The sequence below is a fragment of the Dongia sp. genome (assembly GCF_041905885.1).
In the GTDB taxonomy this organism is placed as follows: domain Bacteria; phylum Pseudomonadota; class Alphaproteobacteria; order Dongiales; family Dongiaceae; genus Dongia.
The window spans coordinates 15,716-30,588 of the sequence record NZ_JAYRKD010000011.1 but is presented as its reverse complement, the minus strand read 5'-3'; the positions used below and the strand labels follow the sequence as shown (position 1 = coordinate 30,588).

Annotated in this window: 3 protein-coding genes; all 3 read right to left on the bottom strand. The window is 66.2% G+C overall.

Going from position 1 to position 14,873, the window contains the following annotated elements:
* Window positions 1-9: 9 nt before the first annotated feature.
* Window positions 10-1,191, bottom strand: a complete 1,182-nt coding sequence (locus ACH2CY_RS13060; RefSeq protein WP_395019672.1) for a sensor histidine kinase — start codon at window positions 1,189-1,191, stop codon at window positions 10-12.
* Window positions 1,192-1,285: 94 nt separating this feature from the next.
* Window positions 1,286-2,422: a helix-turn-helix transcriptional regulator gene (locus ACH2CY_RS13055; protein WP_395019670.1), complete on the bottom strand. Its 1,137-nt coding sequence runs from the start codon at window positions 2,420-2,422 to the stop codon at window positions 1,286-1,288.
* A 299-nt stretch (window positions 2,423-2,721) separates the two neighbouring features.
* Window positions 2,722-14,802, bottom strand: coding sequence for a VCBS domain-containing protein (locus ACH2CY_RS13050; protein WP_395019668.1), 12,081 nt, complete (start codon window positions 14,800-14,802; stop codon window positions 2,722-2,724).
* Window positions 14,803-14,873 lie beyond the last annotated feature (71 nt).

The window sequence follows — 14,873 nt, the reverse complement described above, 5'->3', positions numbered from 1 at the left end:
AAAACGAGGCTATTCGGTCGCGTCGTCATCATCCTGCTCCGCCAGCGGAATCGTGAAACGGAAGCTGACCCCGCGTTCGCCGTTGGGCTCGGCCCCGATCCGCCCGCCATGCGATTCGACGATCGAGCGACAGATGGAGAGACCCAGTCCCATGCCCTTTTCCTTGGTGGTCATGAACGGCTGGAACAGCTGTGACTGAATTTCCGGCGCCAGTCCAGGGCCGGAATCCTCGACCACGACCGCGACCATCCGGGCGTCGTCGGCCGCCGGAGAGAGTCCGGTCGTTACCCGCAGGCGCCTGGGCGGCCCAGCCTCCGTCATCGCCTCGATGCTGTTGCGGACCAGGTTGAAGACCACCTGCTGGATCTGCACCTTGTCGACGAAAGCCGGCAACGGCTCGCCGCTCAGCTCGAGATGGACCGAGATGCCCGTCTCCCTTACGCCGACCAGCCCGAGCGCGATCGCTTCGGCAACCACCTTGTTGAGGTCTTCGAGCCGGCGGTCGCTTTCGCCCTTCTGGATGAAGCTGCGGAGGTTGCGAATGATGTCGCTCGCCCGAGCCGCCTGTGCGGCGGCCTTGTCCATCGCATCGGTCGCCTTGGGCGGCATATGCATGTTGGCATCCTCGAGCATGCGCCGCGCCGCCTGGACATAATTGAGCACCGCAGTCAGCGGCTGGTTGATCTCATGCGCGATCGCCGAGGCCATCTGGCCGACATCGCTCAGCCGCGACATGTGCAGCAGCTCGGCTTGCAGCTCCTGCATCCGGTTCTCGGTCAGCTGCCGCTCGGTGAGATCGCGGATGAAGCCGGTGAACAGACGGCGGCCGTTGGCATCGACCTCGCCGACCGCCAGCTCCATCGGGAAGGTCGTGCCGTCCTTGCGCTGGCCGACCACGACCCGACCGATCCCGATCACCCGGCGTTCGCCGGTCCGACGGTAGTTCTCGAGATAGCCGTCGTGCCGATCGCGATAGGGCGGCGGCATCAGAAGCGTGATGTTCCTGCCGATGGCTTCCGATGCCAGGAACCCGAACAGCCGCTCGGCCGCGGCGCTGTAGGATTCGATGATTCCGGTCTCGCCGATCACGATGATGGCATCGGGCGCGGTCTCCAGAATCGACTGCAGGCGCGCCTCGCGCTCCAAGAGGGCGCTTTGCTCGATTTCCCCGCTTCGATCGCGTTCCGCCACGCCTGGTCTCTCCGGCTCCGGTTCGCGGCGATCATAGCCAAAGCGTCCCGCAGCGCCAAATCTCGAGCCAGGGGCAACCGGGTCCGGCGTGCGCCTAAGATTGCATCATGCGCAGCACGGGATTGTTCGCGAGGTCCCGGATCAGGGCTGACTGGCGCGCATGGCCGGTCTTGGCGAAGATGCTCTTCAACTGCGAACGCGCGGTGTTGATGCTCACCCCCGCATGCCGCGCGTAGTCCTGGATGCAATCGCCCGCGAGCAGCGCGCTGGCGAGCTGGCCTTCGGCGGCGCTGAAGCCGTAGAGCTTGGAAAGGACGGCCTGGGGCGGGCGGCGGCGCGTTTCGGTATCGCCGATGAAGACCATCGCCACCGGCTCGGTCGCGCCGGGGCCGAGGAAACTCGGCGAGAGCGGACAGATGAGAAGGGTGAGCGGCGTGGTGTCGCGTCGCGGCACCGTGATCAGGCCGCCGGTACTGATCGACTTGCCCACCGCGCCGAGGCTTGCGCCTTGGATCAGCCGCTTGAGCTCTGAATCGCGGCTCGGGTCGGCGACGGCCAGGACCTTGTGGTGCAGCACGATGCCCAGGCGCTGCCGGAGATGCGCTTCGGCCGACGGGCTCGCATAGACGACCTTGGCCCGCATGTTGACAACGAGAACGCCGACATCCAGCCGCTCCAGCGCGTCCAGCGTGACGTTCAACCGATGCTCGACCTGGCCCAGCCGGTTCTGCAGATCGACCGCGCGGCCGAAATGCTCGAGGAAATGTCCCATCCAGTCGCGGTCGGTGCGGTCGAACCGCACGGCGTCCTGGGGCCGATGGATGCCGACCAGGCCGACATTGCCGGCCGCCAACGCTACCGAACCGCCGACCAGGTCGAAGATCCCGGTCGGCCGAAGCCAGTCGTTGTAGAGTTCGGTGCTGTAGATTTCCGGCTCCGGGACGAGCTCGCTGCCAAGGACCGCCCTGCCAACTCCCAGTTCCATGGCGCGCGTGGCCCAGAGGTCATGAGCAAAATAGTACTCGCTGTAGGCGGACATTCTCGCCGCCGTGAAATTGCTGGTGTGGCCCAGCACCTGGCCCGATCCGTTGGCGCGATTCTGTACCTGCAACAGGCAGCTCGCGCTCTCGAACGAGCGCGCCGCAAGGTGCGCCACGCCGGCCCAGCCCGCTGGGTCCACCGAGGCGTCGTAGAGCGCAGCAACGAGCGTCGAGAACTGTCCCGGATCCATCCCCTGCTCGGCTCCCCCTGTTCATCGCCGGCTGTTTGGACGCCGGAAACTTGCGCAAAAGTTGCCAGGGCCTTTCCGGGCGAGTCAATGGTCCGATAGTATTTTCTTAAAATGTCACCAATTTGGTGTGAGGAGTGCCGGCGGGCTAAGCACTATTTCAGCGGATGATACGGCAGGCCCGACGTCGATCCTTGGCCCCAAATGCGACAGCCGACCGCCATATTTTGTGGCGGCCGGCTGCGGATGTGCCCTGAAAGCCGCCGGGGTGGCCCCGTTCCCGGGACCACCCGAATCGCGGCTTAGCTGTGGGTCTGGATCTGCGACGGATCCGCGACCAGCTGGGTGATGTCGGTGGTCGGTGTCGCCGTGCTGCCCAAGCCGGCGAAGGTGATCGAGCCGCCCGCCGTGAAGTGCACCACCACGTCGCCGGTGTCGCCCTGGTCGTCGATCGACGAGATCTGCGCCTGCAGCTCGTCGATGATCCCGTTGTTGTTGAGATCCAGCGACGCCTTGAACGACAGGTTGTCGTTCTCCCCGTCGAAGTCGGCGATGGTGTCGTGGCCGTCGACGAAGGAGTCGAACCGGAACGTATCCGGGCCGGCCCCGCCCTCCAGCGTGTCGTCATCGGCGCCGCCGGTCAGCGTGTCAGCGCCGCTGCCGCCCTGCAGGTGGTCGCCACCGGCGCCGCCGTCGAGCTTGTCGATGCCGAGGTTGCCGATCAAGTGGTCCACGCCGCCGCCGCCGTACAAGGTGTCGGCACCGCCGCCGCCGTCGATGGTGTTGGCGCCGTTGTTGCCGGTGATGGTGTTCGCATCACCGTTGCCGGTGCCGTCGATGTTGCCGGCCGCCATGCTGAGGACCAGGTTCTCGACATCGGTGGGCAGCGTGTAGCTGGAGGCCGAGCTCTCCACCGTGTCGATCCCCTTGCCCGCTTGCTCGACCACGGAATCGCCGCTGCTATCGACGAAATAGTAGTCGTTTCCGTCACCGCCGGTCAGGGTGTCGTCGCCGGCGCCCCCGTCCAGCGTGTCGTTGCCGCCGTTGCCGACCAGGTGGTCGTTGCCCGATCCGCCGGTCAGCTTGTTGTCGCCGTCGTTGCCGGTGAGCGTGACGTCGGTGGTCAGGCTGCTGGCATCGACGTCGAGCTTCCCGGTGCCGGTGGTGACGCCGAGCGCGTTGGCGATCGTCACATGCTCGACGTTGGTGACGTTGTGCAAGGTCAGCAGGTGGCCATCCGTCGTGTCGGTGAACAGGATGGTGTCGACGTCGGCACCGCCGTCGATCGTCTCTCCGGCCGGATGGTTGGCCGGATCGTTGATCAGGAAGGTGTCGTCCCCGCCGTTGCCATGGAACGTGTCCTTGCCGCCGCTGGCCTCGAAGATGTCGTGGCCATCGGTGCCGAAGATCTGGTCGTCGGTCGGCAGGTCATGGACATGGGCGAACAGACCGCCGGGCGCCGAGTTCAAGCCGCCGATGCCCTGCAGATTGATCCCGCCGCCGCCGACCTCGTCGAGATTGATGAGACCCCAGGGCGCCGCGGCCATCAGCGAGACGTTGGTGGCGTTGAAGTCGGCGAAGTCGGCGTAGCGGTAGATGGCAATCCCGTCCTGCAGATAGCTGCCGGTCACCGTGATGGCGTTCAGCGTGACGTTGCCGCCGGATTGGAATGGCCCGACGTTCGCGACGTCGCCCGGACTCTGCAGGCCACGCAGCTGGATCGCCTTCTGCGCCGCCGCTCCGGCATCGTGGATGCTGACATTGTCGATGGTCAGATCCTGGTTGTAGCCGAAGATCAGCACGTCGCCGCGCCCGCCGCCGCCGAAGTTGGTGGTGGCGTTGTTCGCGAACTCGCTGTTCTCGATCGTGATCTCGCCCAGCGTGTCGGTCAGGGTCGGCGTCGAGCCATTGCCTTGGCGGATATAGGCCAGGCCGTTGGTCTGCGCGTTCTCCACCAGGACGTTGTCCAGGGTGAAGCTGCCGGCGAAGCCCGTCGAACTGGCCGTCACGTTGATGCCGACCTGCTTGCCGGTCGCATCCAGGATCAGGTCAGCCACCCTGGCGGCGCCGTCCACGAGTCCGGAGACCGTGATGGTGCCGTCGATCTCGGTGTTGGTGACGCCGCGGCCCGCGCCGTCGATGGTGATCGCCTTGCCGCTGACCAGCACGTCCTCGGCGAAGGTGCCGGTGCCGACCAGCACGGCGTCGCCGTCGTCCGCCGCATCGACGCCCGACTGGATGGTCGCGTATTCGGCATCCGCGCCATGCCCGACCAGGATCGCGGCATGGTCGGCGAATTGCAGCTTGCCGACGCCGACGATGGTGTCGGTTCCGTCGGTGCCGACATTGTCGTGCACGGTCGCGGTCTGGCCGTCCCAGGTGATGGTGTAGTCGGCCATGTTGCCGGAGAAGACGGCGGTGTCGCCGCCGCCGCCGCCGGTCAGGGTGTCGTCGCCCTTGCCGCCGGTCAGCCGGTCGTCGCCGCCGCCGCCGGTGACGTCGTCCTGGCCGTCGCCGGCGTTGAAGTGGAAGGCGCCGATCGATCCCGCCGCCGCCACCGCCGTGTCGTCGCCGCCGGTCAGGGTCACGGTGGTGACGGAGTGGGTCTGGTTGTCGTACTGCGCGATATCGGCGTTGCTGATCTCCACGTTGTTGATGGTCAGCGCCGGCTCGGCGTTGCCCTTGGCGGGCTCGCCGGTGCGGATGCCGACGCCGGTGCCGTCGATCGTGCCGTCATGGATCGAGACGCCGCTGAGATGCCCGGCGGGGCTCGCGTAGGACGGCGCGTCGTCGCGGGCCTTCACCAGGATGGCGCCGCCGGTGTTGTCGGCCGTGGCGTCGTTGCCGAAGCTGTGGCCGGTGTTCTGCAGGTCGAAGTTCTTAATCTCGATGTTCGAGTAGTTCTCGTACTTCAGGTTGATGTCGATGCCGGAGCCGAACTGGCCGACCTGGCTGGCGCCGAAGGCCGGGCCGCGCCCGAACTCGCCGACATTCTCCATCGAGACGCCGTCGATCACGGCGTCGCTCAGCTGCTCGGCGTAGATGCCCTTCTCGGTCAGGTTCTCGAAGTGCGTGCCGTTGATGGTGACGCCGCTGAAATCGCCGGCGCCGCTGCTCGCGGCATAGATGGCGATGCCGTGATAGCTGTCGGTGATGGAGCCGCCCTCGAGGTCGAAGCCCGTCACCACCGCGGCCGTGCCCTTGCGGATGCCGACCACGGATTCCGAGATATCGACGCCGCTGACCGTCAGCCCGTCATTGCTGCCGAGCTCGATGCCCTGCGAGAAGCCGGTGATCTTCAGGCCCTGCAAGGTCACGTTGTCGGCGGCGATGGTCACGCCGCTGCCCGAAGCGCCGGTGTAGGACGCGGCGGTTTCCAGCCATTCGGCGACCGTGGTCCCGCCCGGGATGCCGTTGTCCGAACGGAAGTCGCCCTGGATCACGGTGTCGTCGCCGGAGCCCTGGATGGTCACCGACTTGTCGACGATGACGTTCTCGTTGTAGGTGCCCGGCCCGACCAGGATGGTATCGCCGTCTCCGGCGGCATCGATCGCCGCCTGGATGGTGGCGAAACCGCCCGCGCCCACGATCAGCACATGGGTCGCGCCGACGTCGATCCGCTCGACGCCGCTCAGCGTGTCGGTGCCGTCGCCCGCCGTCGAGGTGACGGTCAGGGTCTGGCCAGGGCCCGTGCCGTTGAACTGGAACGAGAGGTTGGCGAGCGTCCCGCTGTAGTTGGCCACATCGTGGTCGGCGCCGCCCGTGAACGTGTCGTCGCCGGCGCCGCTGACGAAGATGTCATCGCCCTTGCCGCCGTTGAACACGACGCCCACCGGGTTGCCGGCGGAGATTGCGTCGGCGTCGACTATATCGGCACCATCGCCACCATTGACGGCGATGGTGCTCGGCAGGACCGAGGTCCCGTTGAGGTTGCCGACGTTCACGGTATCGCCGCCGGAGCCGAGGTTGAAGGTCAGCTCCTCGACATTGCTGGCGTCCACCGTCTTGCCGCCGGTGATGGCGATGTGGACCGGATCGGCGCCCGACGCCGTGACATCGAAGGTCGTCGGCGCAGCGCCGCCGTTGGTGACCACCAGCGTGTCGGTATCGGCGCCGCCGTCCACGATGTCGTTGCCGCCGCCGACCTTGTAGGTGAGGGTATCGTCACCGCCATTGCCGTTGAGGGTGTCGTTGCCGCCGCCGCCGGTGATCTGGTCGGCGTCCGCAGTGCCGTGGAACACGATGCTGCCGGTCGCGATCGCCGACGCATCGACGATGTGATCGGTGGTCAGCGTGACATCCAGGACGGACTGCGTCCGGTTGTCATACTCACCGGAAGTCGCATTCGTGATGTTGACGCCGTCCACGATGACGCCGCTCGGGCCGGCGTTGTTCTTGCTCGGCTCGCCGATGCGGATGCCCGTCGAGGTGCCGTCGATCGAACCGCCTTCGATCAGCACGCCGGTCAGGGACGCCGCCGGGCTGGCATAGGCCGGGGCATCGTCCCGGGCCTTGACCACGATCGCCGCACCGGTCGCGTCCGGCACCGCGTCATTGCCATAGCTGTGGCCGACATTCGTCAACGTCGCGTTCTGAATCGTGATGTTGCTGAACGGCTCGTACTTCAGGTTGATGTCGATGCCGTTGCCGAAGGTGCCGTTGCCCCCGAAGGCTGGGCCGCGGCCGTACTCGCCGACATCGTTCATGGTCACGCCCTGGATCAGCGCATTGCTGAGCTGCTCGGCGTAGATGCCCTTCTCGGTCAGGTGCTCGAACAGGGTCCCATTGATGGTGACGTTGTCGAACGAGCCGTCGCCCGGCGTCTCTGTGGACGGGTTGGCGGCATTGATGACGATGCCCTGATAGCTGTTGGTGAGGGCGCCGCCGTTCATCTCGAAGTTCGTGACGTTGGCCGGGCCGCTCTCCTTGTAGATGCCGCGGACCGAGTCATCGACGGTCACGTTGTTCAAGGTCAGGCCGTCATTGGCGTTGAGCTTGATGCCGGTCAGGAACGTCGTGATCGTCAGGTTCTGCAGCGTGACATCGTCCGCGTTGACGGTGACGCCGCTGCCCGAGTTGCCGTTATACGCGGTGGCGCTCTCCAGCCAGTCGCCGACCGTCGTGCCCGATGGAATCGACGGGTTGTCGGTGCGGAACGAGCCCTCGATCACGACGTTGCCGACGCCGATGATGGTCACCGACTCGTTGACGTTGACGTTCTCGTGGTAGGTCCCGGCATTGACCAGGATGGTGTCGCCGGCCGACGCCGCGTCGATCGCCGATTGGATGGTCGCATAGCCGCCGCTGCCGACGACCAGAACATGCGTGCCGTCGCCGCCGAATTGCAGCGCCTCGACCGTGACCGTATCGGTGGCGTCGCGGGCCGCGACGTTGTCCTGCACCGTCAGGACGCCGCCGGAAGACGAGAACGTGTAGTCGTCGAAATCGCCGGAGAATACGGCCGTGTCATGGCCGCCCTTGCCGTCGATCGTGTCGTTGCCGCCCTTGCCCTCGATGATGTTGTCGGCGCTGTTCCCGGTGATGATGTTGCCAAGCTCGTTGCCGGTCGCCTTCAGAGCGCCGGTGCTGGTCTGGACGTTGTCGATCAGGAAGCCCTGGTGGGTTGCATCCGGCGAGTTGTTGCCCGGGTCGCCGACCCGGAAGATCAGCCGGTCGATCAGGTTGGCGGCCGCATTGGCGTCGTGGCCGGCATCGCCGGTGTTCGGCGCCTGGAAGTCGCGGTAGTTCTCGAAGGTGGTGGTTGTGCCGACATGGACGCCGTCGACATAGACCTCGATCACGTCGTTGTCGCCGCCGGGATTGGCCTGCAGCACCAGCTGGATGTTGTGCCACTGGCTGGGATCCAGGCCGTCGATCAGCGTGCGGTTGCCGTCCTCGAAGGTGAAGTCGTTGTTGGCCCAGTCGCCGTCCTTGGTCGGCTCGTTGACCGCCAGGCGGATTCCGGTCGCGGTGTTCTCGAACACCAGGAAGTTCTCGCGATCGGTGCCCGCCGCGTTGGCGAAGTCGATCTCCACCCGCGAGCCGTCGCCGGCCGCTTCCGCCACGGGCTTGATGTCCAGCGAGTAGGTCATGGTGCCGTTCGTGGCGCCGGGAATCCCCGCCTCGCCGACCTTCACCGCGAGCTCCGGTGTGAACGTGCTGAAGCCGCCGGTGGTCGGGTTGTTGACGATCTGGAACGCCTTGCCGTGGCCCGGCTCGCCGGTGTCCACCACCGACTGGTTGACGTTCGGATCGGCGATCTTCCAGCCGTTCTGGCCGTCGGCGATCTTGCCGGTCGCATAGTCCTCGAAGGTCATGTTCTGGCTGTCGGTCGGGCCGTCGACCAGGGTCAGGTTCTCGACATTCGCCGTCAGCGTGTAGTCGATCGTGCTGTAGACGATGTCGGCGGTGCCCTCGCCGGCCGCCTCGGTGACGGCGTCGCCGATGTTGTCGACCGAGTAGGTGTCGTTGCCGTCGCCGCCGGCCATGGCGTCGGCGCCGGTGCCGCCGAGCAGCGTGTCGTTGCCGCCGTTGCCGTTGATGGTGTCGTCGCCGCCGCTGCCGGACAGCAGGTCGTTGCCGCTGCCGCCGTCGAGCGTGTCGCTGCCCGGCGTCATGCTGAGGATCTTCGCGTCGCCGCTGCCGCCGGTGAAGCTGTTGCCGTGGAAATAGTCGTCGATCAGCGTGCCGGACACCTTGGAGTTCTGCACCAGGATGCCGGTGGTGCTGCCGCCGGTGGTTTCATCCAGCTTGTTGTCGGTGATCTCGGTATCGTCGCGGCGGGCGCGGAGCGCGTAGCCCGTGCCGCCGGTGTCGCCGGTGAAGGTGTTGCCGTCGATCACCGAATGCGAGGCGTCGATGGTGACCAGGGTGTTGCCCTGGGGCGTCGTGTGGTCGACCGAGCTGATGCCGCCGGTCGTGCCGCTCACCAGGTTGTTGGAGAAGGTGATGTGCTGCGACGCCGATTCGCCGGCGCCGCCGCCGTTGCCGAGCACCACCAGCTGGCGCGGGACATTGGGGTCGGTGAACTGGTTGCCGAAGCCGATCCCGCCGGGTTCCAGGCCGTTGAAGGTCTGGCCGGAGAACTCGTTGCTGTCGATCAGCATGTTGGTGTTCGCGGCCGCGAACTCGGAGGTCAGGCCCGAATCCCCGTTGGCGACCACGTTGTTGCCCTGGATCACGACGCCGTCGTGATCGCCCTGCAGGTAGATCGCACCCGCCTCGATGCCGGGTGTGCTGTCGAAGCCGACGATCGTGAAGCCCTGGCCGATGCCGCCGATGGTCACGTTGTCGGCGCCCGGCAGAAGCTGGATCGTGCCGAGCTCGCCGCTGGCCGGGATGCCGGTGATGGTCGTCCCACTTGGGCCGTCCTTGCCGGCTTCCGAGACCAACGCGAGATCGGACCGGCCGATCACCACGTTCTCGACATAGTTGCCGTTCATCACCAGCACCGTCACGTGGCCGGTGATGCTGCCGGCCGCATCCACGGCCGACTGGATCGTCTGGTATTCGCCGAACTCGCCGGTCTGATCGACGATCAGCACGGTGGTGTCGGCGAACTTCAGGCCCTCGACATTGGTCAGCGTGTCGGTGTCGTCGCGACCCCCGACACTGTCCGCGACCACGATCGAGCCCGCCGACGTCGAGATGTCGTAGTCGGCGAAGTTGCCGCTGAACACCGCGGTGTCGTGGTCGGCGCCGCCGTCGATGGCGTCATAGCCCTTGCCGCCGGTGATCGTGTCGGCACCGCCGCCGGCGTCGATCGTGTCATCGCCGCCGTTGCCGAGCAGCTTGTTGCCGAGGCTGTTGCCGGTGATCTCGTTGGCGCCTTCGTTGCCCTCGCCATTGAGGGCCGCGCCGGCCGCCGTATGGATGTCGTCGATCAGGAAGCCGGCCCGGGAGCCGCCGGCGCCGTCCTGCGGGAAGCTGTTTCCGCTCGCCTCGCCGACCCGGAAGATCAGCCGGTCGATCAGGTTGTCGGCGGCATTGGTGTCGTGATCCTCGGTCGCGACGTGGAAGTCGCGATAGTTCTCGAAGCTGGTGCTGGTGCCGACCAGGTTGCCGTCGAGATAGATCTGGACCACGTCGTTGCTCGCTCCGTCGTTGGCCGTCAGCACCACCTGGATGTTGTGCCAGATGCTGGGGTCGATGTTGTCGGCCAGCATGCGGTTGCCGGTGTCGAAGGCGAAGGTGTTCTCGCTCCACACGTCCGGCGTGGTCGTCGGCTCGTTGACCACCAGGCGGAGTCCGTCCGCGGTGAATTCCAGCGCCATGAAGTTCTGGCGATCGGTGCCCGCCGCATTGGCGAAGTCGATCTCCACGCGCGACCCGTCCGGGGTCTCGCTCGCCGGCTTGAAGTTCAGGGTATAGGCGATCCGGTTGGTATCGGCGCCGGCCGAGAGCTCGCCGGCCTTGACCGACAGTTCCGGGGTGTACGGGCCGCCGAAGGCGCCGTTCGAGGGATCGTTGGCGATGCGGTAGACGTTGCCGTGCTCGGCGTCACCGGACTCGACGCCGCCGCCCGGGTTCGGTCCGACCACCTTCCAGCCGTTCTCGCCGTTCGTGATCGCGCCCGGCGTGTAGGCGGGGCTGTCGAAGTCGATGGTCTGGCTGGCCTTGCCCTCGGCCAGCGTGAGCTTCTCGACATTGTCGCTCAGCTTGTAGTCAGTGGCGTAGCTGATGACGGTGTCGGTGCCGCTGCCCACGCCGCTGTCCTCGTGGACTTCATCATCCGTCTCGTCGACGGTGAAGGTGTCGTCGCCATTGCCGCCGGTCATGTCGTCGTTGCCGGCGCCACCGTCGAGCGTGTCGTCGCCGTCCCCGCCGCTGAGCGTGTCCTCCGCGGCGCCGGTGATGATGGTATCGCCCTTGGCGGTGCCGATGACGTTGAACGCCTCGGTCGAAGCCGCGTCGGCCTCGAAGTAGGCGCCCGACGTGGTGTTGAGGATCTGGTTGCTGCTGAGGTCGTAGGTGCCGCCGCCCAGCGGGTCCGGGTAGCCCCAGCTGGAGGGATAGTCCTCGACGTCGATCGGGTATTCGGCGCCGTCGATCGTGTTGTTGGTGATGGTCGTGCCGACGGAATCCTCGGCTGCGATGCCGATGGTGCTCGAGCCCGGCGTCGCGGTCACGGTGTTGCCGTCGATCTCGAGGTCCCGATTCTCGAAGGTCAGGATGCCGGAGGCCGCCCAGGCGGTTCCGCCATAGCTCACGCCGCTGACTTCGTTGTCGTTCACGCTGCCGGTCGAGCCGTTGACCTGGATGCCGTTCTGCGCCTGCACGGCATGCAAGCCGGCGCCGGTCACGGAGTTGTCGTGGATGTCGACGCTGGCGTAGGAGACCTGGATGCCGGTCTTCTGGAAGTCGGTGACCGTCGTGTCCTTGATCTCGATGGTGTTGAGCGATGCCGCCTCGCTTGCGGACGGCGTATTGGGAGCGCCGGGCGATGGATCGCTGTTCAGCACGGCGATGCCGACGTTGCGCTGGTTGCCGAAGTTGGCCTCGTTCTCGCGAATGCCGGTGACCGTCATGCCGTCGATCGAGCCGCCGGTCGAATTCACGTAGACGATACCGGCCATGGTCGGATTCACGCTGCCCACCAGGTGCGTGGAATCGCCCAGCTGCTGCCCGTCGACGGTCATGCCCTTCAGCGTGACGCCGTCTGCGTCGACGACGGTGATCAGGCCGTCGTATTCACGGCCGGAGGTCGGCGAGGTCGCCGTCACCTCCCAGGTGCCGGTCGGCGGGACAACCGTGACGGTGGCGCCGGGGGCCGCCTCGATGGTCAATCCGTCGAGCGCCGAACCGCCGATCTGCACCTGCTCCGCATACTCGCCGTCCTGGACCACGATCCGGATCGGCCCGTTGAGGGTCGCCGCATAGTCGACCGCGTCCTGGATGGTGGTGAAGGCGCCGGTGGCGCCGCTCCAATCGACCACCAGGGGGCCGGCGTTGATGGCGAAGGTCTGCTCCGAGGTGCCGCCATGTCCGTCGTCGGCCACCGCCGTGACGGAATAGGAGTCTTCCTCGATGGTGGCGCCGGTCGCGACCGTGATGACGCCGGTGTTGGTGTCGATGGTGAACCTGCCGCCCGCGTCATCGCTCAGCGAATAGGTCACCGTGTCGCCGTCGATATCGTCGGCATGGACCGTGATGCCGACCTCGGTTCCGGCGGTGGCGCCGGCATAGATGGCGTTGTCAGCCGGGTCGTTGTCCACCGGCGTGTCCGGGTCGTCGTTGACCGGATCGACCGTGAGCGAGACGGTCGCGGTGTCCTTGGCGCCATACTTGTCCGTCACCTCGTAGGTGAAGGAATCGGGGCCGTTGTAGTTCTCGTCGGTGGCCTTGTACTCGAACGTGCCGTCGGAATTGACCACGACGCTGCCGTGCAGGGCGCCGCCGCCGCTGGCCAGGCTGAAGGTCTGGGTGTCGCCGTTGTCGGGATCGATGGCGAACACCTGACCGGTGATCTTGGTGCCTTCGTCGCCGGAGAACGACGCCGCCTGCGCATCCGGCGCGTCGTTGGCGCCGTTGATGGTGACGGTCACGAGCTTGCTGGCGGTGCCGTCCTCGCTCTTCACGGTGAAGCTATCGGTCAGCTTCTCGCCCGGCGCCAGGCTGTTGACCGCCGCCTTGGTGTCGTCGAGGTCGTAGCTCCATTGCCCGGAGCCGTCCACCGACCAGGTGCCGTAGGTCGCGACGCCGGAAGCGGCCTTGGTGTGGTTCTGGCCGTTGTCCTTGTCGTTGACGTTGAGGATGCCGGTCACGATGTCGCCGGAATCTTCGGCGACACTGCCGGTGGTCTGGCCGCTCATCGTGGCCAGGTCGTTGGTGCCGTTGATGGTGACGCTGACTTCCTTGCTGGCGGTGCCGTCCACGCTGGTGATCGTGAACTTGTCGGTCAGCGTCTGGTTGACGCCGAGCGCCTGGACGCTGGGATGGCTGTTGTTGAGCGTGTAGCTCCACTGGCCGCTGGCATTGACCGACCAGGTACCGTAGCTGGCCGCCTGCCCGCTCATCGCGGCGGCGCCGGACTCGCCGGCATCGGGATCGCTGAAGGTGACCGTGCCGTTTGTGGTCTGCACGCCGTCTTCCTTCACCGCCTTGGCGAAAGTCGAGGAGACGTAGGTCGCCGCATCATTGGTTCCGTTGATGGTGATGGTCACCGTCTGGGTGGTGGAACCATCCGTGCTGACGACGTCGAAGCTGTCGGTCGCCTGCTTGCCGGCGCCGAGCGCCTGGACCGCGGGGTTGCCATTGTCGAGCGAGTAGCTCCACTCGCCCTCGGTATTGATCGACCAGGAGCCGTAGGTGGCGGTGCCGGAGGCCGCTTGCGTGCCCTCTTCCGCCGGGTTGCTGTCGGAGACGTGCAGCGTGCCGGTGGCACCGAGCGTGATGTCTTCCTGGACGGTACCGGTGGTGTCGCCGCTGAAGACCGTCGAATCGTCGGCGCCATGGATGGTGATGCTGACTTCCTTGGTACCGGTGCCGTCGACGCTGGTCACCGTGAACTTGTCGGTCAGCGTCTGCCCAGCCTGCAACGCCTGCACGGCAGTGTTGGCATTGTCGAGATTATAGGTCCATTCGCCGTTGGCGTTGACCGACCAGGTGCCGTAGCTGGCCGCCTGGTTGGTCACTGCGACGGTGTGCTCCTGGCCGTTGTCCACGTCGTGGACATTCAGCGTGCCGCTGGCGGTCAGCGTGCCGTCCTCGGTGACGTCCCCGGAATCCTTTCCGTCGATCGTGGCGACATCGTTGGTGCCGTTGATCGTGATGGTCACGACCTTGCTGGCGGTGCCGTCCTCGCTCTTGACGGTGAAGCTGTCGGTCAGCTTCTCGCCGGCGCCCAGGCCCATGACCGCGGCATCGCTGCTGTCGAGCGTGTAGGTCCACTGGCCGGCGGCATCGACCGAATACGTGCCGTAGCCCATGGCGGAGTCTTTGTCGGTTGCCGCGACCGCCTGGTTCTCGCCCTGATCCTTGTCGTAGACCGTGAGGGTGCCGGTGGCGATCGGATCGATATCCTCGGCAACGCTGCCGGTGGTTTGGCCGCCGATTGAAGCGAGATCGTTGGTGCCGTTGATCGTGATGGCGATGGTCTTGGTGGCGCTGCCGTCCGCGCTGGTGACGGTGAAAGTATCGACCAGCTTGTCGCCGAGCCCGAGCGCCTGCACGGCAGGGTGGGAGTTGTTGAGCTTGTAGGTCCAGTTGCCGAGGACATCGATCGACCAGGTGCCGTAGCCTCCGGCGCTGGCGGCATTCGTCATGACGATCGGCTGGTTTTCGCCGGCGTCCGGGTCGCTAACCGTCAGCTTGCCGGTGGAGGTGAGTGCGCCGTCTTCCTTGGTGAAGCCAGAGCCGCTGCCGGTGATGGTCGCCTTGGTCATGACAATGCCCCTGTATTGTATGTTGTTGATTGCAACGACCGCCGGGGGTGCCTCACCCCGGGCCATTCGGC